29 protein-coding genes are annotated in these 22,193 nt (G+C 31.5%); 24 read left to right on the top strand and 5 right to left on the bottom strand.

From position 1 onward, the window contains the following. The first annotated feature begins 17 nt into the window (after positions 1–17). From FF125_RS22365 to FF125_RS06815, 4 genes are all read left to right on the top strand, one after another. Positions 18–119: a TPM domain-containing protein gene (locus tag FF125_RS22365; protein ID WP_456236596.1), complete on the top strand. Its 102-nt coding sequence runs from the start codon at positions 18–20 to the stop codon at positions 117–119. A gap of 296 nt (positions 120–415) precedes the next feature. Beyond that, complete coding sequence (locus tag FF125_RS06825) at positions 416–607, top strand: hypothetical protein (RefSeq protein WP_138949058.1); 192 nt, start codon at positions 416–418, stop codon at positions 605–607. A 203-nt stretch (positions 608–810) separates the two neighbouring features. Further along, positions 811–1,182 carry a lipocalin family protein gene (locus FF125_RS06820; RefSeq protein WP_138949057.1) on the top strand — a complete coding sequence of 124 codons (372 nt, stop codon included), beginning with the start codon at positions 811–813 and terminating at the stop codon, positions 1,180–1,182. Positions 1,183–1,215: 33 nt separating this feature from the next. Then, entirely contained in the window at positions 1,216–1,869 is a 654-nt protein-coding gene (locus FF125_RS06815) for a zinc ribbon domain-containing protein (RefSeq protein WP_138949056.1), read from the top strand. 36 nt (positions 1,870–1,905) lie between these two features. On the opposite strand, the gene FF125_RS06810 is transcribed toward FF125_RS06815, so the two are convergent. Beyond that, positions 1,906–3,072 (bottom strand): alginate lyase family protein, encoded by a 1,167-nt coding sequence (locus FF125_RS06810; RefSeq protein WP_138949055.1) that lies wholly within the window; start codon positions 3,070–3,072, stop codon positions 1,906–1,908. 383 nt (positions 3,073–3,455) lie between these two features. Here FF125_RS06810 and FF125_RS06805 point away from each other — a divergent pair, with 383 nt between their 5' ends. From FF125_RS06805 to FF125_RS06780, 6 genes are all read left to right on the top strand, one after another. Beyond that, positions 3,456–3,998 (top strand): hypothetical protein, encoded by a 543-nt coding sequence (locus tag FF125_RS06805; protein ID WP_138949054.1) that lies wholly within the window; start codon positions 3,456–3,458, stop codon positions 3,996–3,998. Between the two features lie 95 nt (positions 3,999–4,093). After that, the gene (locus FF125_RS06800; protein WP_138949053.1) at positions 4,094–4,525 is read left to right on the top strand and encodes a VOC family protein; all 432 of its coding nucleotides are present in this window, start codon (positions 4,094–4,096) and stop codon (positions 4,523–4,525) included. Between the two features lie 228 nt (positions 4,526–4,753). Further along, complete coding sequence (locus tag FF125_RS06795) at positions 4,754–5,095, top strand: hypothetical protein (RefSeq protein WP_138949052.1); 342 nt, start codon at positions 4,754–4,756, stop codon at positions 5,093–5,095. Positions 5,096–5,119: 24 nt separating this feature from the next. Beyond that, the gene (locus FF125_RS06790; protein WP_138949051.1) at positions 5,120–6,073 is read left to right on the top strand and encodes a polysaccharide deacetylase family protein; all 954 of its coding nucleotides are present in this window, start codon (positions 5,120–5,122) and stop codon (positions 6,071–6,073) included. Positions 6,074–6,123: 50 nt separating this feature from the next. Next, on the top strand, positions 6,124–6,513 hold the full coding sequence (locus tag FF125_RS06785) for a hypothetical protein (RefSeq protein ID WP_138949050.1): 390 nt from the start codon (positions 6,124–6,126) through the stop codon (positions 6,511–6,513). Positions 6,514–6,691: 178 nt separating this feature from the next. Beyond that, complete coding sequence (locus FF125_RS06780) at positions 6,692–6,877, top strand: hypothetical protein (RefSeq protein ID WP_138949049.1); 186 nt, start codon at positions 6,692–6,694, stop codon at positions 6,875–6,877. Between the two features lie 44 nt (positions 6,878–6,921). Here the strand turns inward: FF125_RS06780 and FF125_RS06775 are convergent, their stop codons facing one another. After that, entirely contained in the window at positions 6,922–7,842 is a 921-nt protein-coding gene (locus FF125_RS06775; RefSeq protein ID WP_117884528.1) for an AraC family transcriptional regulator, read from the bottom strand. A 162-nt stretch (positions 7,843–8,004) separates the two neighbouring features. Between FF125_RS06775 and FF125_RS06770 the strand changes: the two genes are divergently transcribed. From FF125_RS06770 to FF125_RS06715, 12 genes are all read left to right on the top strand, one after another. Beyond that, complete coding sequence (locus tag FF125_RS06770; RefSeq protein WP_138949048.1) at positions 8,005–9,504, top strand: aldehyde dehydrogenase family protein; 1,500 nt, start codon at positions 8,005–8,007, stop codon at positions 9,502–9,504. A 61-nt stretch (positions 9,505–9,565) separates the two neighbouring features. Beyond that, positions 9,566–9,919, top strand: coding sequence for a DUF779 domain-containing protein (locus FF125_RS06765; protein WP_117884524.1), 354 nt, complete (start codon positions 9,566–9,568; stop codon positions 9,917–9,919). 318 nt (positions 9,920–10,237) lie between these two features. Continuing rightward, a complete protein-coding gene (locus tag FF125_RS06760; protein ID WP_138949047.1) occupies positions 10,238–10,978 on the top strand; it encodes a hypothetical protein in 741 nt (246 codons plus the stop codon). 4 nt (positions 10,979–10,982) lie between these two features. Then, on the top strand, positions 10,983–11,768 hold the full coding sequence (locus FF125_RS06755) for a hypothetical protein (RefSeq protein WP_138949046.1): 786 nt from the start codon (positions 10,983–10,985) through the stop codon (positions 11,766–11,768). Positions 11,769–11,847: 79 nt separating this feature from the next. Then, complete coding sequence (locus FF125_RS06750; protein WP_138949045.1) at positions 11,848–12,408, top strand: hypothetical protein; 561 nt, start codon at positions 11,848–11,850, stop codon at positions 12,406–12,408. A 195-nt stretch (positions 12,409–12,603) separates the two neighbouring features. Next, on the top strand, positions 12,604–13,332 hold the full coding sequence (locus FF125_RS06745; protein ID WP_138949044.1) for a hypothetical protein: 729 nt from the start codon (positions 12,604–12,606) through the stop codon (positions 13,330–13,332). A gap of 40 nt (positions 13,333–13,372) precedes the next feature. Next, positions 13,373–13,864: an SH3 domain-containing protein gene (locus FF125_RS06740; RefSeq protein ID WP_138949043.1), complete on the top strand. Its 492-nt coding sequence runs from the start codon at positions 13,373–13,375 to the stop codon at positions 13,862–13,864. A gap of 231 nt (positions 13,865–14,095) precedes the next feature. Then, entirely contained in the window at positions 14,096–14,824 is a 729-nt protein-coding gene (locus FF125_RS06735; RefSeq protein WP_138949042.1) for a hypothetical protein, read from the top strand. A gap of 257 nt (positions 14,825–15,081) precedes the next feature. Next, positions 15,082–15,732 (top strand): hypothetical protein, encoded by a 651-nt coding sequence (locus FF125_RS06730; RefSeq protein WP_138949041.1) that lies wholly within the window; start codon positions 15,082–15,084, stop codon positions 15,730–15,732. Between the two features lie 27 nt (positions 15,733–15,759). Further along, on the top strand, positions 15,760–16,818 hold the full coding sequence (locus FF125_RS06725; RefSeq protein WP_138949040.1) for a hypothetical protein: 1,059 nt from the start codon (positions 15,760–15,762) through the stop codon (positions 16,816–16,818). A gap of 15 nt (positions 16,819–16,833) precedes the next feature. Further along, positions 16,834–17,547, top strand: a complete 714-nt coding sequence (locus tag FF125_RS06720; RefSeq protein ID WP_138949039.1) for a YARHG domain-containing protein — start codon at positions 16,834–16,836, stop codon at positions 17,545–17,547. A 6-nt stretch (positions 17,548–17,553) separates the two neighbouring features. Then, positions 17,554–18,120 (top strand): hypothetical protein, encoded by a 567-nt coding sequence (locus FF125_RS06715; protein WP_138949038.1) that lies wholly within the window; start codon positions 17,554–17,556, stop codon positions 18,118–18,120. Position 18,121: 1 nt separating this feature from the next. Here FF125_RS06715 and FF125_RS06710 read toward each other — a convergent pair whose 3' ends face one another. Continuing rightward, positions 18,122–18,751: a CatA-like O-acetyltransferase gene (locus FF125_RS06710; protein WP_138949037.1), complete on the bottom strand. Its 630-nt coding sequence runs from the start codon at positions 18,749–18,751 to the stop codon at positions 18,122–18,124. A 105-nt stretch (positions 18,752–18,856) separates the two neighbouring features. Here FF125_RS06710 and FF125_RS06705 point away from each other — a divergent pair, with 105 nt between their 5' ends. Then, positions 18,857–19,255: a hotdog domain-containing protein gene (locus FF125_RS06705; protein WP_138949036.1), complete on the top strand. Its 399-nt coding sequence runs from the start codon at positions 18,857–18,859 to the stop codon at positions 19,253–19,255. 1 nt (position 19,256) lies between these two features. Here FF125_RS06705 and FF125_RS06700 read toward each other — a convergent pair whose 3' ends face one another. After that, on the bottom strand, positions 19,257–20,282 hold the full coding sequence (locus FF125_RS06700) for an RluA family pseudouridine synthase (RefSeq protein WP_138949035.1): 1,026 nt from the start codon (positions 20,280–20,282) through the stop codon (positions 19,257–19,259). Between the two features lie 2 nt (positions 20,283–20,284). Beyond that, a complete protein-coding gene (locus FF125_RS06695; protein ID WP_138949034.1) occupies positions 20,285–20,878 on the bottom strand; it encodes a PASTA domain-containing protein in 594 nt (197 codons plus the stop codon). An 85-nt stretch (positions 20,879–20,963) separates the two neighbouring features. On the opposite strand from FF125_RS06695, the gene FF125_RS06690 reads away from it, so the two are divergent. Further along, positions 20,964–21,935 carry a D-alanine--D-alanine ligase gene (locus FF125_RS06690; RefSeq protein WP_138949033.1) on the top strand — a complete coding sequence of 324 codons (972 nt, stop codon included), beginning with the start codon at positions 20,964–20,966 and terminating at the stop codon, positions 21,933–21,935. Positions 21,936–22,193 lie beyond the last annotated feature (258 nt).

The raw sequence follows: 22,193 nt of genomic DNA, 5'->3' as shown, positions 1-22,193 counted from the left end.
GATACGCACTATAATAAATTTGTAAAAACATAATAGACCAAATTATGATACCTGAATTTAAAAATGGAGATTATTACACTGGCCTTGAAAAAAGAATGGCAGAATTAATAGCCAAATAGCAATAAAGTCCTTTTACATCAATACATACATTAATACTTAATTTGTCATTAAAAAATTTTACCATAAGTACTACCCTAATTTTTCATTTGTGTTATTGCCACAATATTCCTAAATTTGAAAGACCGTCGCTAAATAAAACTCATACTCTCACCCTATTGCAGTGCCGTTTCTTTAGCTTCAAAATTCAAGTATTATTATAATGGGTATAAAGACAATGGCTTTTTACAATCATTACCATTCATTACAGAAAGAACAGCTAAATAATTAAATTAAGAATTTTGGAATACTATTTTATATGAAAAAAGCAACCTTAATTATTTTTGGATTAGTTTGGATTATGGTCTTAATAATTTTAATCATCTCTCTAACCAACTTGTATCCGAATAATATTTTTAGAGAATATCGCTTAATCATCGGAATTGCCCTTCTTACTATAACTGGACTTTTAAAACCAATTTATAATTCTGTTATCAATAAAGTAAATTAAGATGGAAAAAAATAAAATTTAATTGCTAAAATTGAATACAAAAAAAACTATGAAATGGTAACATTATTTAAAATTCATTACAAATACTAGCCTATTTACGAACCCTAAACCGCCAAAAATCGCATACCGAGACTCTTTTATGTTTACTAAATTAGTTGCTAAACCTCGTCAATTACGATACATAAACCGTTAACAAAAAATCTATGAAAATTAAATTAAAAATACTTACAATAGCTTCTATAATTCTTTTGACTTCTTGCTCAATCGGCTTGGAAAAGAAAATCACTAAAAATTGGAAAGTATCAAAAATGGAAAAGTTCATACCAGTAACTTCTAATAATTACACTCCCATAAAAATGGATATTAATGCTAAAATGTCTTATAATTTTCAGACCGAAAATAAAGTAAAATTAATAACACAATATGATTCTAAATTGAATGGATCTTGGTCTGTTAATGATAGTATTATTACTATAAACATCAAAAAAGAACAGAAAAATTTTAATATTGATAAATTAACTGATCATGAATTGGTATTAACTTCAGGCAATTATAAATTTTATTTAGAGAATTAGTTAATTATCTTTTTCTAAAAAAACAATTAGCCTATGAAATGTCCTAAATGCAACGCTACAATTAATACGGAACAGATTAATGTTAAAACTGATATTGCCCAATGTATTAGCTGTGGAACGCTATTTAAAATATCTGAAAACTTAGGAAACGATGCGTATGATAAGTTCGACATCACTAATTTAGTTGACGGAACATGGTATAAAACAGAGCATAATAATACAATTATTGGAGCAACAACACGGTCACCGGTCGCATTTTTTATGGTGCCATTTATGTTAGTTTGGTCAGGTGGTTCGCTAGGTGGCATTTATGGAACGCAATTGATTAATAGTGAGTTTGATTTATTTCAATCTCTTTTGGGAATTCCTTTTATCATTGGCTCTATTGTTTTCTGGAGCCTAGCTCTAATGAGTATTTGGGGCAAAGTAGAAATAACACTGAACAATAGAGGAGGAAAAATATTTACAGGCATTGGTTCTATTGGCCTCGTTAAACAATTTTTATGGAAAGACATTACTACATTAACGGAAAAAAAAGCAACGTTACGTTATCCTGGAAGTCAAGGAGGAAGCCTAATTTTTGAAGGACAAAAAAGAATTTCATTTGGTAACGGACTAAAGCAAATAAGACTTTATTTTTTGCTAAGAGCTATTAAAAGTACCATTAATAAAAACCATTGGAAATGATAACAAAACACCTATTTACTTTAAAAACACGACGTACTAATCAATTGGATCTCCCTGATATCCTGTTAAGGTACCCCAAGAAATCATCGAAGAAGTAAACCCCTCTGGACGAATCTGTTCAACAATTTGTTTAGTATAAGGCATTGGAAGTTTTTTTACACGCACATAGTGATCATAAACCCTTTCAAAAATAGGTTGATATTTTCCACGACTCTTCTCTGATATTACATCCTTAAATTTTCCATACATATTATAATATACTACCTCGTTACCTAGATTGTATTTTGCAAAATATTCAAAGCCATGTAAAAGACGGTTGTCGAGATAGGCATATAAATCAATGTCCTGCTTCCATGCTATTTCGGATATTGCCGCTAAATACCCCAGCCCCATCTGAGAATGCCCCTGATCTCTTCCGCTTTCCTGACATTGACCCGTCGTCGCATCTATATAGCCCGAAAAGGTTGAATAGGGTTGCACTTCAGTACCCATAACATGTGCAATAGCATCGTTAAACAATTCTACATCATCACAAAAAACGGCAATTGCCAACACCGAATTGACCATAGAAAGGCCCCAATTCCCATTGGAATTCATGCTATTGGTGTAGTAATTACTGATTAAAGGATAGAAAACATTAAGCATCATATCCTTGAACTGATTCACTTCATCTTGTGGCCAGTTGTCATACGTATAACGAATGATTTCTGCAGCATTACAGTATTTGTGAGCTATCATACCGGCAACCAAATTATCATCTTTCCCAGTAATTGTATCTATAGTACTACTCCAGGCATTCAATATTTCGATGGTTTTTTCGGCATGTGCCTTATTTCCTGTAACCACCCATTGCATGGCATGACTATACGCGGCTTCAGCGTCATTACCGATCTGCGGATCGCCAACTCTATTGGCTCCATAACTATCACGATGTACATGAGCAAAAGGTGTTGGTGTCCAATCTAATGAAGACCCTTTCCAGACCACCATAGCCTTATAGGCACTCGACCATGGCTCATCACCATTGTTCACATGAGCTTTTATAGCATTAAGCTCTTCCCCACTATGCATGATACCAGGATGGCTAATTTCTTGAACCGAATATTTTTTCACTTCAATACGTGTATCTATTAACTGTCCATACGTATAAAAACTCATCACGAGTAACGTAAAAACTAAAAAAAGGGACTTCTTATGTGTCATAATTACTATTTAAATAAAGATTTATGGGTAGTATTGATTAGCAGCTAATAACAACCTACAAGTTCATGTTTATAAAAACTATTCTGCATATTTTCCAGCTCGAATAACAATTTTTAAAGGTCGGAAATTCTTACTAATAGTACCTACTCCTTTTTTATTTATTTAAAAAAAATTATCGTTTTTTGTGCTTCGTATGATAACTGAAAAGATATTCAAAGATATTCTTTTAGCACGGTAAAAGCTTCGTTAACTGTTCGTTCATAGATAGTGAAAACAAAGCTGATGCATAACATTAATTAGTTTATAAGTCTTTAAAATTGTAAACCATATATAATTTTAGAAATTTAATTTTATCTTGTAGTCTTATTTAAGTGGAAATATTTATGAGAACAGTTCTTCTAACCCTATTATTGTCAATCTCCTTTCTTTTAACCTATGGTCAAAAGGAATTTTCAAGCCATTCGCTTCGGTTTTTTAAGAATAAAATTGAAAAGAAAATAAAAGCTTCAGAAATTTCAATACTTGTAGATGGAAATAAAATAAACGGAGAAAAAAATGGTGATCTGTACCAATTTCCGATTATTGATTCTACTAAAACATTTCAATTCATTGTAAAAATCAACAACGTAGAATTTAAAGCTGGCCCTTATAAATCTCGGTTTTTAAATAGCGGTTCAGAAATTATACTTGGCGTATTAACTAAAATAGATGAGCTTCTTTCAGTTGCGGAGTATAATGGAATGAAAAGACAGGAGGAAGATTTTGAGCTCTTTTCAAAACGATTTTTCATAGTAAACAATAGCTATACCATAGATATCAATGGCTACAAAAAAATTAAAAGGCTTGATTTCTTAATCATAAATCCGAATCAGAAAGGAGATGGAAGCTATGTTCTGACACAGAGAATTGTTGATCTAAAAAAATAAAAACAGTGTAGTAATCTGAACTGAAATAAAAATCGACTATTGTAAGATGCTCTTTTTAATATGCTACAATTCATTACCTTTAAAACAAAAATATTATGGCAACAATAAACACCTATTTAAACTTTAACGGAAATTGTGAAGCTGCATTTAACTTTTATAAATCCGTTTTTGGTGGCGAATTTATTTTCCTAGGCAGGTTCGAAGAAATGCCTGAAGGTGACGGTTATAAAGTTACGGATTCAGATAAAAACAAAATTATGCATGTGAGTTTACCCATTGGAAAAACCATTTTAATGGGCAGTGACACCGTTGGAGATTGGGGACCTAAATTTGTACAGGGAAATAATTTTTCAGTTTCAATTACTCCTGAAAACACAGAGGAAGCCGATAAATTATTTAAAGGACTTTCTGCAGGCGGTCACATAACAATGCCAATGGAAAATACATTTTGGGGTTCCTATTTTGGTATGTTAACCGACAAGTTTGGTATTAATTGGATGGTAAACTTAGAACAAAGTCAAGCATAAAAACCTTAGTTAAAAAGAATGAGAAGCCATGCCTTTAAGTCATTATTTGATGATGGTACAATACGGTTCATAAGACTAATAAAAGATGATAAATTATAGAATTATCATAGTGATAAATACAGGTTGCGTTAAAAGTCTGAAATATTGAACCAATTACAATTATTAATACTCTAATGGATTTATCTTTGGCATTAGAAAAAAACAAACAGCTCATTGCATCATTAATCCATGACAATTTTTAAAAGACTATTAAATTACCTGATCTGGACCCTAATATGCTTTCTGGCTGGTTTTGCTCATATGCGTATTATATTGGGGCCGAAACCAGCACCTTCAACAGGTTTTATGAAAATGTTTGATTGGGTATATGGAGTAGCTTTGATTCAGGTTGGAGCCATTATTGGTGGAATTATTGCTGTACTTTATATACTAGTTGATATTTTTTACCTAAAAAAGAAACTGAACCAACGTAAAAACGCCATAGGTTTACGATTACTCATTATTATTGGAATTGCTATTGTAGTGGGCGTAACTCATTATGTATTAGAAGAAGTGGTAGATGTTATTTAAATTATACGAACTCAAAAAGAACTCATGAGAAAAATACTCTTTATACCCTTATATCTAATCGTGCTTTGCATAGGCTGTAAAAAAGAAACAACTAAACAAGCGGAGCAAATAGTAAAAAGTAAACCAACGGTAAGTTTTACTTTTGATGATGGCATCACTTCCGATTTAGCAGGTTATCAATTTGAAGCTTGGAATCAAATGATTTTGTCTCACCTCCAAAAAGAAAATCTAAAAGCGGTGTTTTTTGTAACCGGTGAAAACAAATTAAATGAAAAAGGCCAATACTTACTAAAAACATGGAACGATGCAGGCCATCGCATAGGCAATCATTCTTTTACACATCCCAATTTCAATTCCGACATAAATTCTGCTGAACTTTTTGAAAGTGAACTAAAAAGAACCGACTCCGTAATCTCAAACCTCAGCAATAGCATTAAACTATTTCGTTTCCCCTATTTAAAAGAAGGGCAAAACCCCTTAAAAGTAGATAGTATAAGAAATATACTGAGCCGTAACAATTACCAAAACGGATATGTAACTATAGATGCTTCTGATTGGTATGTTAACCAACGCCTATTAAAAAGGATAAAAGAAGTTGGTGTTCAAAAAACAGCACTTGACCAATTCAAAGACTTTTATGTACAGCATATTTTAGAACGGGCCAACTATTACGAAACACTTTCAAAAGAACTTACTGGAAGACACATCAGCCACACCTTATTACTACATCATAATTTAACCTCTGCCCTATTTTTAGATGATCTTATCAATAAATTTAAAGAAGAAGGCTGGAACATCATAAATGCAGAACAAGCATATCAGGATAGTGTATTTACAAAAATACCTGCCCCAAAATTTGCTGGCGAAAGCTTAACTTGGTCTTTGGCCAAGCAATCTGGAAATTACAAAGAATCGTTACGTTATCCTGCAGAAGACAGCAGGTATGAAAAAGAAAAAATGGATTCACTGGGTTTATAATTAGCCATGTTGAATGTATTTGCTAACTTGATTGCTTTATTACAAATTCTATGGATAATGAAATAATAAAACCTTCATATATTAAAAATCCGGATTACATAACCGGTAAAAAGGACGAGGCAGAAGCGTACAACTTCACTTGCTTAACCTTTGAGGAAACATTACAATTGAATTATAAAAGGCAAATTGAAAATAGCTGGACAGGTAAAGGACCGAACCTGAGTGAAGAAGAATATTTACAACTCAGACAACACTACCATATTGGTGTTGCAAACAAATCAAAAGAAGGTGGATTTCCTGTATTTGATAAAATCATTTGCAAAACATGCAACGCTGAATATTTTACATATATCGGAATAGATGAACCACTAAACAGTATGTATCAAATTCAAGTGCAAGGAATAATGAGAAATGCATCGAAAAACGTTGATAAATTATAGCTTAAACCATCCTATTTTAAGTATAACTATGCTCATTTCAACTTCTTATACATAAACAATACACCCCTAATTATTGATTATTTATTAAAATAGTTGCTTATTATTTTAATTTTATCGGAAAAATTTCTAATTTTACTTAACACTTCTACCAATAAATACCTTATAAAAATGCAATAAGATGAAAAAAACAACAAAAAGAAAATCACTCCTATTACTATCTGCTGGTATGTTTGTAATTGCTACGGCACAAGTAGCTACCCATTACTCGGAATTAACTGATTTGGCAAAAGGATCTTTTATAGGGATTGGAATCGGGTTGTTACTTACAGCGTTATTTTTTGGTGATTTTAAGACTGCTCAGTAAACCACTTTCTTTCTAAACCCTATAGGTTATAGTAAGCTAAAACCTTAGGAAGTGGTAATTGATTTTTTAAACTGTTGAGGCGTCATCATTTCCATCTTTTTAAACTGTCTATTGAAATAACTGGTATTATTAAAACCGGACTTAATGGCAATTTCAGACATCTGAAAACTTTTCTTTTCCTTTATTAATTTTTTAGAAAATTTTATCTTTTCAGAATTAATATAGTCTATAGGTGAAACCCCCAAGGTATTCTTAAACTTTTTATGAAAATGAGAAGTACTCATACAGGCTTTTTCTGCCAACACATCAACCGTAATATCTCTATTGGTTAAGTTTTCTTTAATAAATTGAATAACCATACCAATTCTGGTATCGTTCAAAACATTTTGCGTATCACTTAAAATAAGAGCTTTCGCCTTTGTTTGTAATAAACGTACAATTAGCTCTTGTATCATCAAGTCTAACAATACATCTTTAGATTTATTATTGTTGGTAAATGTATATACCAAACGCTCTACTAAATGATTCACCGCTTGGTTATTGGTTAAATGAGAGGTGTTTGCGTCTAAATCCCAATTATTATTTTCATTTTCAATAGCTACATAGTTGTTAAAATTCAACACCACATCGCTAATTTTCTTTTCATCTATACCTAATGCGAGACATTGTGTAGGGTTCTTTTCATTAGCAATAGGAAAATCAATTACCATGGGTTTACTTCTGGGCATTACCACAGATTCACCTGGAAAGAATTCAAAACTAGGCAGTCCTTCTAAATGCATTATTTTTTTTCCGGTAAGCATACTCGCTATTACAGGAAAGTCAAAAGTGAGCTTTACTTTTTCTGCAATTTTATGAGTCTCAAAAATGTTTAACTCCGCATATTCAGCACTATAGGTAGTCCTGTTTTCTACTAACGTCGTTAGTTTTCTGTTCTTTCTATGCGATTGTAAGAGCTGACTCATACACAATAATACAAAAAATATTCAGAAAAGTAGATATGTTCAATTTATTAATAAATACGTTCAGTTATTTCTGATACCTAAATAATACCTTTATAAAAATGTTATATCCGTAATATTACACGGATTCATTATCAAATAATTAATCACTAAAAAAATATTTTTATGAGTTATTCGAAACCAAAATTTAAAGAAAAATATTCCAATTTTATTAATGGAAAATTTGTTGCACCGCTCGGTGGTCAATATTTTGAAAATACATCTCCCATTGATAATAGCTTAATTGCAAAATATCCACGTTCTCAAAAAGAAGATATAGAATTGGCTTTAGATGCTGCCAATGCTGCAAAAGAATCTTGGGGAAACACTTCAGCTACTGAAAGAGCAACACTTTTAAATAAAGTAGCCGATATTATTGAAGCTAATTTGGAAGAATTTGCATTGGTTGAAACTTGTGATAATGGCAAACCAATCCGTGAAACATTAAATGCTGATATTCCTTTAGCAGTTGATCATTGGCGTTATTTTGCAGCTTGTATTCGTTCAGAAGAAGGAGGTGCATCAGAACTAGATTCTAACACCTTGTCTATGAATATTAAAGAACCACTCGGTGTCGTAGGACAAATTATTCCATGGAACTTTCCGCTATTAATGCTATCATGGAAATTACCTCCGGCATTGGTAACGGGTAACTGTGTGGTGTTAAAACCAGCGGAACAAACCCCTTCATCAGCAACCTTATTGATGGAGAAAATTGCGGATGTATTTCCTCCTGGTGTGGTAAATATTGTTCATGGTTTTGGTCCTGAAGCCGGTAAACCATTAGCATCAAGTTCTAGAGTAGATAAAGTGGCCTTTACAGGAGAAACTACCACAGGACAATTAATTATGCAATATGCCTCTAAGAATTTGAATCCTGTTACGATGGAGCTAGGTGGAAAATCGCCTAATATTTTCTTTAATTCTGTTATGGATGCCGATGATGCCTATTTAGATAAAGCCATTGAAGGAGCGGTATTGTTTGCTTTTAATCAAGGAGAAGTATGTACAGCACCTTCCAGATTATTGGTACAAGAAGATATTTATGATGCATTTATGGAACGTGTTGTGGCTAGAACAAATGCCATTATACAAGACAATCCTTATGATGTAAATACAATGATTGGTGCACAAGCCTCTAATGATCAGTACGAAAAAATACAATCGTATTTTAAAATAGGAAAAGACGAAGGAGCAAAAGTACTAACAGGTGGTTCTGCCAATAAACTAGAAGGCAACTTAGCCAACGGATTTTATATTAAACCGACCATACTTGAAGGTCACAATAAAATGCGAGTATTTCAAGAAGAAATCTTTGGTCCGGTAGTCTGTGTAACTAAATTTAAAGATGAAGCCGATGCCATAGAAATTGCCAACGATACCCTTTACGGATTAGGAGCCGGTGTTTGGACAAGAGATGCCCACCAATTGTATCAAATACCGCGTGCCATCAAAGCTGGACGTGTTTGGGTGAATTGTTATCACGCTTATCCTGCACATGCACCGTTTGGAGGGTACAAAAAATCAGGTTTTGGTAGAGAAAACCATGTAATGATGCTCAATTACTACCGTCAAACGAAGAACATGTTGATTTCTTACGATAAAAACAAACTGGGTTTCTTTTAATAGATTCTTTTTTATAGCCAAGGCTGGATATTATATTCAGCCTTTTTTTAAACTTCATACCATGGAAAGAATAGCAATTACGAAAAAAGCAGCAATAATTTTACAACAATTAAAAGCAAAACATGGCGAATTAATTTTTCATCAAAGTGGTGGCTGTTGTGATGGCTCTGCTCCTATGGTTTTTGAAAAAGGAGATATGTATTTAGATGAAAGTGATATTCTTTTAGGAGAAATTGAGGGTGTTAATTTTTACATGAACCAAGATCAATTTGAATATTGGAAACACACCCATTTAACCGTAGATATTACCGAAGGTCGCGGTGCTAGTTTTTCCTTAGAAATACCGTTGGGACTTCGTTTCTTAATCCATTCAAGATTATTAACTGATGAAGAGAACGCCTTTTTTAATAAGTAAACGGTAGTCAAAATTCTTTATAATAGATCTGAATTATATCAGGCACTTTTTCATCATTACCTTTCATATTACGGGGTTATAAATTTAAACCATACTACATCTTTTCTCCTATTTATATTTCTCAAAATTATAAGTTGAGTATTTTTAATTATTCCAAATCTATAGTCTTATATTTCATATATATATTAAATCACCTCGAATTCACATTGGTAGCTTTATAGTTGACCAATGGATCCTATTTTTGACTTATCATAGAAATAAGGACTCTCCCAAAATCTATTTTATAACAATTCACTTGCAAAAACGTTACTAATGATTATGAGAAGATACTTTTCCATACTATTAATTCTATTTCTTTTTAGTTGCTGTGATGTTTCAACACTTTCTGATGCAGACGCAAAAAATATAGAAAAATTAAAAGTACATATTCAAATTAAAGATGGTGACAGAGAAGACGCTTTAAACCAAATAAAAGTAGTACTGACGGATGGTAAAAAAAAGATAATTAATGAAAACATAAAAGTGTTATTAAATGGCTTTCCTATGGAATTATATGTAAAAAACGAATTGTACTATACAAAAACATCGTTTTACCGAACGGATAGTTTACGCAGAAGCGATTCTTATTATTTTGAAATCATTTTACCTGATAGCACTACCTATCCTTTAGCTTATATAAAGCCTATGATTCAAAACAGAAATACCGAATTTAATATCCCAGAGCGTATCTCAACAAACGAGGATTTTGTTTTTAATTGGAATCATCTTTACACACCACATCATTTGGAATTTCAAAAAGGAACACTAGTTATTAAAGAAACTTCAGAAAATATAACCCAACACGGTTTTGGAGAAAGACAAATGGATACGCTAAAAGCCCCCTCTGGTAATTATACCATTCCTAAATCTTATTTTAATGATTCTTTAACCATTCCAACCCGTTTAGAAATAAAACTAGAAAGAATAGAATATGGTTTAACAAACCCTAAATTAATAAAAAATAGTACTATTGAGTACAACCGTACTCTTGAAAAAACAATACATTTTGACGAAAACTAAAAACATGAAAATAATGAACAAAATCTGGATTTTTATACCTCTTGTACTACTGCTTTCTTGTAAGGAAAATGTTGAAAAAGAAAAAGAAAAAGAAAACAAAAATAGTAACGAAGAAGTATCAAAAGACAGCATCGTTACTCAAGAGGCTGCTACCATTAAAGACACTCTCACTGTAAAAGAAAAAGTCACAAAACAACCTAATACTATATATATCGACACTTTAGATTTTGTAAGCTATAATGATGATGGAGATTATTATTTACTTCATGCGAATAAGGGCAGTGATGCATTGAGTTTTATAAATAGTAAGATTGAGGATAGGGATTTTTTAAAAGGTGATATCATAGAAATTAAATGGATAAAAGATACCATTTACATTGCTGGTGAAGGCGATACTCCAATGCTAACAGAAGTAATTGTCAATTCTAAAAAAATTAAGGATGGCAATATTTCAAAATTCAGAAAACAGTATACCAAAAAACTTATAAATACTGCACCTGAAGAAAATAATTATACGCAAAGTTTTCTTGAGCATAGCTATTCGGTTGTTGAATATTATATTGCTAACACCACTAATGAATTCATAAAACAAAGTGTACAAAATAACGAGCAGTTGGGATATTCCATAGAAACACAGACCAAAAACGACAAAGAGTATTCTGTATTCGGAATTTTTAACACTTTTGAAGAGAAAACCAATACCTTACAATGGCTATACTATGAATATAATGATAACACTAAATTATATGAATATGACTTGCCAAATGACGAGCTTATAAAATTTAACTAAAGAATTAAAATTTGTAATTACATAATAGGCTTATAGTTCAAACAGCAATAAAATTATGGTATAAGTAATTTAATAACTAATGAACAAACACGTAATCACGTTAATTTTATTAATAGTAAGCTTTAGCATATTTGCTCAAAATATAAGTAAAGATTCTATTATTAATTTTGATGAATTATCTGAAAATGAAATTTATAACATTCAAAATGAGGGTTGGACACTTACCTCCCTTCATAATAAAATTTCTTTAACTAATTTTTCAAATAAAGACTATATTCTTTTTTTTTCCATTCATTGCAAGGAATCAAAAATGCCTAGTTTTTTAATTGAATTTACAAATAATTATAGAGATGGCTATCGCGGTGGATTAGATTTTACTTCTTCGAAATCAGAACGTTTTAAAAAGATCGTGTTTTTAATAGATGAAGAAATGTTCGAAAATCCGTTTAAAAATTATGACAAAGTCACCTTTGAAAACTTTAGAACGGCCTTAAAAAAAGGTACAACCCTAACCATTAAATTTTTTGACAATGAAATGAATCCTGATACAGGTAAAAAAGAACTAATATTAAATAGAGCAATTGATTTCAAATTAAACAACAATCATTTATTAGATGAGACTGTTGATTGCGAAAAGTAATAAAAATCTAACATTTCTTAAAAAAGACCAATACTCCAATTGTAACTTTTGAAGACCTATTTCCTATTAACTCATCTAGAAATCTTCTAATCTACCATACAACTATTCAAATATGGCTCAATACACCCCGAATTGACATTAGCACCTTTTACTTAGTGTTTACCAAGTTACTTTTGAAGTAGCAAAAAAATAACAATGACAAACATTTTTAGAAAAATACTAGGATTAGGTACTTCAAAGCCAACCAATGTAAGGCCTCAACAAACAAAAACGATTGTAAAACCTGTTAACCAAACAAAAAAGAAACTGTCAGATTTAAATATATATCCTTCATTAATCTCAGGAAAGACTACTGAATTTGACATGAATAACGAAATTGCCGCCGTCTTTCATGAACGTGAATCTATTTATGCTAATATCTACACTACCTATGTAATGTTAGATGATATCAATTTAGATGAAGAAGGAGACCCACAACTACTCCACATTAAAACGGCAACTAAAGATGAAAGCTATTATAATATGCTTGTAGAAAAAGGAGCACACAACTTAGACATTAGGGCTGCTAATTTTGAGTTTTGGAATCCTATAGATGACAAATTATCGTATCAAGTTTTATCTTCTAAACTTTCTTTTATCGCTTCAGAAAGTATACTCAGTAAAAAGCATATGCTAGAAGCTCATAAAATGCTAGATTGCGATGAATTGATGGTATCAATACCCAGAAAAGGACTTATTTTTATTGCTGATAATAATTTAGAAGCTGAACATAAAAAGAACTTTATGAATATGCACGCCTATTTAATAATGGACAACAAGTATAATTTAGAGATTTTATGTGAAGATATTTTTATGGTAAAAAATGGTAAAATTGAAGGTGTGTTAGAAATAAATCAACTTTCTGATTTATTGAGAATTAAATAGTTAAATTTCAACTTAGCGGCAAGAAAGGAAATATAAAATCATGAAAAAACAAATCATAGTATTAATTGCAGTGCTTTTTAGTGCTACTTGCTCTTATTCACAATCCTGTCCATTTACATCATTAAAAGTTTATCTCATTGACGATGGTACTGAAACTAATATTAGGGCAACACCTAATGGAAAAATAGTGCTAAAACTTAACCATGAGCAAGATTATTATACTGTAGAATTATTAGCATTAAAAAAGGAATGGTTTAAAATTAAAACAATTATAAGTATTGAGGCTAATGATATTAATATTCCTGGTGACATAGGTTGGATTCATAGATCAGTAATTGGAGCGTCAACACGAAAAGATGTAAAACTATTAGATGCTCCTATTAATGGAACGTTTGTGGGAACTATAGAGCAAGAAACAGGTGTTAGCGTACTCGATGTATGTTCTGATTGGGTAAAAGTTGAATTTAATGGCTCAATCGGTTGGATAGCTTCAGAATGGCTATGTGGTAACCCTGTAACAACATGTCCTTAAAATGGAGCCTTATCAATTTTAATAAAATTTACAATTAATTATCAATGGATTCCAAAACATGAAATAGTAAAAGTACGCAGAATGTAACAACCATTATTCTTTATCAACCCCTACCGAATATGTATTCAACCCTATCGAATCAATATCGGTATATATTGCTTCACAGTTCTTACTATACATTTGACTTAAATAACAACGAAAAATTGTTATGAACACTTAAATGAAGATTAAATGAAGAAATTATTAGCTCTCGTATGTATCGTTCTTACGTACAATGGTCCCGTTTTTAGTCAAGAAGAAAATTATTACGATGACTTATTAGCGAAATCTTTTAAAGCATATCAAGAAGTAGATATGGAGCTGTCCAATCATATGTACGCATTCATAAAAAAACGATTTACGCAACACCTTAAGGATTCTACTAGTTTTTCAAACCCGCATGATAGCTTATCAAAACACGTAAGTATTAGACGCTCTTCTGACGGTTTAGTGAAAACATATTCTTGGAGCGAAAGAGATTACGGATGTTGCCATGGTACAGAAACCTACGTTCAATTTAAAACACCTTCAGGCACTGTAAAATATATTGACTTGGATCAAGAGCCTGAAGGATATGAAGAAGTGTTTATTTCCGGTTTACACTTGCTAAAAATTAAGGAAAAATCCTATTACCTTATTCTTGGTAATGGCACCTGCTGTGGCGGCAAACATTATAGTACGGCAAGAATTTTTGAAATAAAAGACGATAATTTGTATAAATGCGATAATCTATTCAATAACAAAACAGTCCTTTATATTGGAGCAAATAGGTCTCAAACCATAGGATTAAAATATGATTCCGATAAAAAAACACTTTCGTATAACAGTTATGGAGAACTTGAAGATACCGGATTTTACGCAAATGAAAAAACCATGATACAATTGAAATTAACAGAAAATGGGTTTAAAAAAGCCTACTAGAATATATAACCTACGATTACTACAGTCTCAATTATCTGCTATTCCGTAACGTATTGAGGTATTAATAATATCGTTTTTTAGACTTAACAGATAATAAAATTCATATTTATAAAATTCATATCTATGGCTCTTTATTTCAAATATGGATTAAAACACCCCGAATTAACATTAGCTCCTTTCACTCAACCCGTTCACGATTACTTTTGATGTAAAGTTATTAATCAAATGATATAACTGACATATCAAAAAATAAAAAGATGAAAGAAAACATAAAACTAACTGCAAAAATTACGGGTAAAACGGCTCTTAAATGGGTTTTTATTTTCGCAACGGGTAATCTAATAACACTGATCACTTTTCTAATAGCACTTTATAGAAATATGGAAGTAGCTGGAGGTGGTCATGGCAGTATTATCGCTTTAGGTATCGGATTAGTCACAACGAACTTCTTCGCATTCTTATTGGTTTTCGGAGCTCCTGTTTTTATAATTTTATATTTTATAATTGCAAATAAAATTTCAATCCAAAATGCAATTTATCTTTTATGGGAAGGTAGATTAGGTGATTACATCTCATCTAAAGTGGGTAATTTAACGACGACATTAACTCATAAAGAAGGATGGAAAAAGGAGCTTTCTGATAAAGCCGTTTTAAAAGTACAACTATTTCAATCTGCTAAAGACGATGTCGACACCTCAAAATTGCAACGTAAAGTCATTCTCTTTGGGCTAAAAAAAATTAAACTTGATGACGTAAATTTTCAGGATAAAAACGTAGACCTATCTCATGTTATTACAGAAAAGTTCAACAATTTTATATCTGAAACGGTTAAACCATCGTTAAAGTTATTCTGGGGCTTAGTTCTCATCCAAATTGTGCTATTGATTAGCTCTATACTTATAAACTAAAACCGATCATAAACTAGCCCATCCGTAATGTCCAAAAAATTAAAAATAATTGTAGTTACACTAGTCGTGGTAATCATAACTACCATCTATTTTCTGATACAAACATCTGGAGTTTATTATAAATCATATAGCCCAGACGGACAGTATAGTAGATATGCATCAGTGAACATTTATTTCTACAATGCCCCTTTCTCGAAATTTAGTGACCAATCAGGAAAAGTTTTTGTCTATGACGAAATTGAGAAAAACATAGTAGGGGCTGCTCCTGTTGAAATGATATCTAGTGTTGAGTATTCGGAATGGGATGAAACCTCATTGAGTGCTAGAGGTGGTTTTTCTATTGAACTACCCCGTAAAATAAATACCAATCTAATTGCTAAATATCAAAAATCGACACCAGTACTTTATGATTGGAGCCTTTTTATACAAGGTATAACCTACCAAGTGCATAAAAAAGGAAACCTAATCACGGTAAAGGATAAAAATGACAAAATAGTGCTAAATGATATTAAATATATAGCTCAAATTAATAATGACAGTGTACAGATACTGAATAACAATACAGAAATAATGTATGTAAACAAGCACTTAAAACCCTTTACAGAAGCCATTATAACTACACCTCCCTTCTATGGAGTTTGCGGAAACGTAACCACCTACAGTCTAAAAATTGAAGAAACCGACGACGCATTTATTGTTAAAAAAGCAGTAGGTTTTACAAGCTATACTTTTGATAATTATAGCACTATTTATACTATAGCAAAAACAAAAGTGAAAGACATCTCTTTTTTAAATGCGGAACGTGAATTAGAATATAATGGAAACTTCCCTGCTTTAGAATATGTAATCATAGATTTTGGAGATTCATTTGGAATTTTTGAAGAGGAATATGGTGTACAATATTTTGATGAAGTAGATGCAACACAGCTTCCAATAAAAGTTAAAAGAAACGGACACTATGGATATTATAACACGACTAGTATTGAGTATTTAGAGCTACTTCCATTTGAATTCAATTTAGCTGAATTTAAAAATTCAAATGATAGAAAAGGATATGTAGACAGAAACGGAAATGAATACTATTAATAACACGCCTTTAAAATGAAAAACATACTAATCATTATTCTATTAGCTTCATCACATCTCTTTGGTCAAATTTGGACCTCAGAAGAGAATGTAGATAAAAGTAATTTAAGTCCATGGGTAGTTGATAAAACAGATGAATATGAAGGAGCTTATTTCTATGGAGAATCTGAAGCTGAATCGGTTTTTACTATTGCAATTGCCGGAAACTTAATAACTGCTCAATTAGAAAATGGAGATTGGAACATAGAAAATGAAGAAGTAATAGGCTGGAACTCGAACTACATTAACTATACAAATGTTAGAATAGAAGGCAACAAATTTTATTCTGACGAAACCAATGGTGAGTTTTTAATTTACGTTCATAATAATAGAAGTATTAAATGCCTAAAAATGGAAAATCCACCCGTTCAAATGAGTAGTGATGGTGATTTTGAACTAGGCCTTTTCAGCAACAACTTAGAGGAGCATAATTACGGTTACTACATTCAGACCAAATTTGAAATACTTGACTCTAATCAATTGAAATCAATGTCTTTAGGAGAGTTAATAATAATGAGAAATGAAATTTATGCTCGTTATGGTTACATTTTCAGAAAAAACGGTGCAATGGCTCTTTATTTTGAAAATCAAGAATGGTATAAGGGCGTTTATAAAAACATTGATTCCTTTTTAACAGCGATAGAAAAAAGGAACCTATTAAACATTCAAAAAATAGAAAAAGAAAAATAAATTTTAATGAAAAACAAGGCATCACTCTTACTCAGTATTCTATTATTGTCTGCAACTTTTGGTTCCTGTCAAAATACGGACAAAACGGCTACTAACATGCTAAAGGTAACACCAGAAATGGTTGCAGAACAAGAGGCGAAATGTCTTGATACTTACTTAATTACAAAAATTAAAGGCTATAACCGTGATTTAGACACCCTATCGGTAGAAGAGATTAAAACATTAATCACCACCAATTTAAAAAACTTTATAAAGAATAAAGACGATTTTATTTCTAGAAATGAAAAAGCACTTTATCAAGAAAACAATTATTTTGATTCTTTAACCAAACCCTTTTCTACGGAACAGGAAGAAATTATTGACAAAGAGAATACGCTTAAAAAACTTGTAAATAACAATCATATAAATTACCGTGACACCATATTAAAAGGTATCTATTTTAACCAATCATTGAAAGAAAACAAAAGTTATATCAACCCTATAGTTAGAAATAATGGGAGCACTATTTTTAAATTTTCAACAGAAAAAACCCGATACGAGAAAGATAAAAAACGTAAAAATAAACGCCTTTAATCTACTTTAGATGATCTATAATATATTGCATTTTTTCGTAAAGCAAACCGACGTGAATTCCATCCATTAAAGCATGGTGCACCTCAACAGAGAACGGCATAATTTTACGATTATCTTGATTATAATACTTACCAAAGACAATTTTTGGAATTCCAATTTCCTTTTCATTTCCATTACGAGCATGTTTAAACCCTGTAATTGAAACCCAAGGTATTGTGGTACTATGAACAACAGCTATAGCATTAACATCTGAATCACCAACAATACTATTTTTAAGATTTTCAATTGTCTTTAAGCCATTTTCTATAAATTCAAAAATAGAAGAATACGATTCAAAATGACAAAATGAAAATGTGTCATCATCATTTAAAACCGTAGAACTTATATCTATGTCATCAAATGCGATAACCTTTCCATCATCTAATCGAAGTTTAAATTCAGGAATTTGATTCATTGCTTTATTTGCGACATACAAACCTGCCAGAAAAAAAGACAACTTATGGACTTTGCAAAAGCGATATAAATTGGTTACCTCTAGTGTAGCCGTGATATTAAAAAAAGGATCTTCGTAATTTTTAAAAAAATCATACTGATTTTTTCTGTCCCAATTTTCGATATCAATTATTTTCATGTGGTCGTCTTTCAAAAATTAAAAATACAAACAAAATAATTTAGTTTGATTCTTAATTTAAAAAAAATGAAATTCGCACATCAATTCTAAAAATGAATAAAATCAATGGCTACTTTAAAACAGAACACACATTTATTAGCTTCCAAAAAACTAGTTGGATCTGTAATCTCAATTACAAAAAATAACGCCAAAGTTTCACTCCAAATCACTCAAGAAATGGTTGTTGACACTTTCAACTTGGCTCATGGTAGTTTTACTTTTGGATTGGCAGATTATGCCGCTATGGTTGCCATTAACGAACCTACCGTTGTATTAGGAAAAGTAGATACTAAATATTTAAAACCAGTAGTTCTAAATGATGAATTAACCGCTATTGCTGAAGTTACCGAAACTAAGGGTAAAAAAGTAACTGTTATAGTAAAAGTAACCAATCAAATAAAAGAGTTGGTTTTTGAAGGTGATTTTACGTGTTTTGTCTTAGACCATCATATTTTAGAAAAGTAATTTATTCCTTTTGGTTAACCGTATACGTTCTCCATTTTTCTAAACACTGAACAATATCTTCCGGTATTTCAGAATTAAATCGCATAAACTCTCCAGTTGTTGGATGTTCAAAACCTAAGGTTTTAGCATGTAAGGCCTGCCTTGGTAGGACCTTAAAACAATTGTCAACAAATTGCTTGTATTTAGTAAACGTAGTTCCTTTTAAAACGGCATTTCCACCGTAACGTTCATCATTAAATAAAGTGTGACCAATATGCTTAAAATGGGCTCTAATTTGATGCGTACGGCCTGTTTCTAATTTACATTGAACTAGTGTAACATAACTAAATCGTTCTAATACTTTATAATGTGTAACCGCATGTTTACCGTGTTCTCCATCAGGAAAAACGCTCATTTGCAAGCGGTTTTTTAAGCTTCTACCTATATTACCTTCAATAGTACCTTCTTCACCTTCTACATTACCCCAAACTAAAGCATAATACAAACGCTCTGTAGTTCTATCATAAAACTGATTGGACAAATGAGACATGGCATGCTCAGTCTTAGCTACAACTAATAATCCACTCGTATCTTTATCAATACGATGCACTAAGCCGGGACGTTCATTTGAGTTTGTTGGTAAATTTTCAATATGATGGATTAATCCATTAACCAATGTACCACTATAATTTCCGTGACCTGGATGTACAACCATTCCCGCGGGTTTGTTAACCACCATTACATCATCATCTTCATAAACGATATCTATGGGAATATCTTCAGCAACTAATAAGTTTTCATGCGGTGGATGTGCCAATACTACACGAACTACATCAAATGGTTTTACCTTATGATTTGATTTTACAGCAACATCATTCACCAATACATTACCCGCTTTTATGGCTTGTTGAATTTTATTACGAGTAGCATTTTCAATAAAGTTCATTAAAAATTTATCTACCCTTAAAGGGTCTTGACCAGTAGAAGCCGTAAACTTATAATGCTCATACAAATCATCCTGATCTAATTCTATTTCTTGTTCAGACATGATTAATTTTCATCAGTTCCTTCATCAGTACTAACGCTCGTTCCATCACCAGTTCCGTCTCCCAACACCAAGTCTATTAAAGAGTTTTTTGGAACTAAATCTCCCATCTCTAATTCTTTGCCTTTATATTTCATTTTACGAACTACATCTTTACCTAGATCAGGTATATATTGATATTTTCCAATTTTAAACCCAATAGATTTTAAATGTGTCTCTACTTGTCTTTTCGTTTTATTCAACAAATCAGGCATCGCTATTTTTTTATAGCTTGATGGGTTTAGCGTTAAATATATTTTACGACCATCCTTAACAAAATCTCCCGCCTCTGGATCTTGATCAATAACCGACTTTGGCGGATAATCAGGATTGTAACTTGCAGAATCTTGAATAACAAAATTTAAATTAAGATTAGATAACGTAGTTTCAGTATCTGATAAAGACATCTTTTTCAAGTCTGGAACCAATATTTTTTGATCGTGATTTGTGGTATAACTCATCATGGCTTTTAGTCCAAAAATCAATGCAATCACAATAATCCCCATTAAAATAATGGTTCTAATAAAAATTTTACTTTTTAAATACTGAAGTAGTTTCATAAATGTTTTGTTAACATTACAAACTTACACAAAAAAGAAAAAAGCTATCTGTTTTTTTGATACTTTTGTTTATCAAATTATTAGAATGCAGAATATAGCTATTATTATGGGAGGCTATTCCTCCGAAGTGGAAATTTCTTTAAAAAGTGGAAATGTAGTTTTTAATAACCTAAACAGGGATCATTACAGCCCTTTTCGTGTTCATATTTTAAAAGAAAAATGGGTAGCGTTAGATGATAACAGCACCGAATACCCAATTAACAAGCATGATTTTTCTACTGAAATTAACGGAAAAAAAATCACTTTTGATTGTGTTTTTAACGCCATTCATGGTAACCCTGGAGAAAATGGTGTGATTCTAGCCTATTTCAAATTGTTAGGGATTAAACATACTTCCGCACCTTTTTATCAAATGGCATTGACCTTTAATAAGCGTGATACTTTAAGTGTGGTAAAAGCCTACGGTATTAAAACGGCAACTTCCATATATTTAAATGAAGGTGATACCATAAATGAAGATGCCATATTTAAAAAAGTAGGATTACCTTGTTTTGTAAAACCTAATAATGCGGGTTCCAGTTTTGGAATTTCTAAAGTTTCGAAAAAGGAGCAGCTCACTGAAGCTTTAAAAACTGCTTTTAAAGAAGATTCTGAAATTTTAATTGAATCTTTTTTAGATGGTACCGAAGTTTCTATTGGTGTTATAGAATATGAAGGAAAAGTAAAAGTGTTGGCACCAACGGAAATTGTTACAGAAAATGATTTTTTCGATTATGAGGCCAAATATTTAGGTAAAAGTCAAGAGATTACTCCTGCACGTATTTCAGAACAAAAATTACAGAATGTAAATGCGGCTGCAGCACATGTTTATAAAGTTTTAGGTATGAAAGGTTTTTCGAGAGCTGAATATATCTTTATTGGTGACGAACCTTATTTTTTAGAAATAAATACGGTTCCTGGTTTAACCACTGAAAGTTTATTACCAATGCAAGCAAAAGTAGCAGGTATTTCTTTAACTGATTTATTTGGAAATGCTATTGAGGAGGCTTTAAGTTAAAACTCGTTTCATTTTTCCCTTACAAATAAGATAGCATGCTCCCTTTGTATCAAGCAAAGGAGGAATTAATTGCAAATAAAGTTTCAGTCAATAAATTACAAATAGTATCTGGTTCGAAACGTGTACTTAAGACAATATTGAATAGGGTCTACATCTCTAGTTAAAAGAATAATCATTTAAACAAAACACAAATCGTATATGGCTCCTCCCTTGTGCAAAGGGAGGAACTAATTGCAAACAAATTTTTAGCTATACAAT

Source organism: Aureibaculum algae, assembly GCF_006065315.1.
In the GTDB taxonomy this organism is placed as follows: domain Bacteria; phylum Bacteroidota; class Bacteroidia; order Flavobacteriales; family Flavobacteriaceae; genus Aureibaculum; species Aureibaculum algae.
Note: the sequence above shows the minus strand (reverse complement) of the source record. Positions and strands in the feature narration are given on the sequence as shown.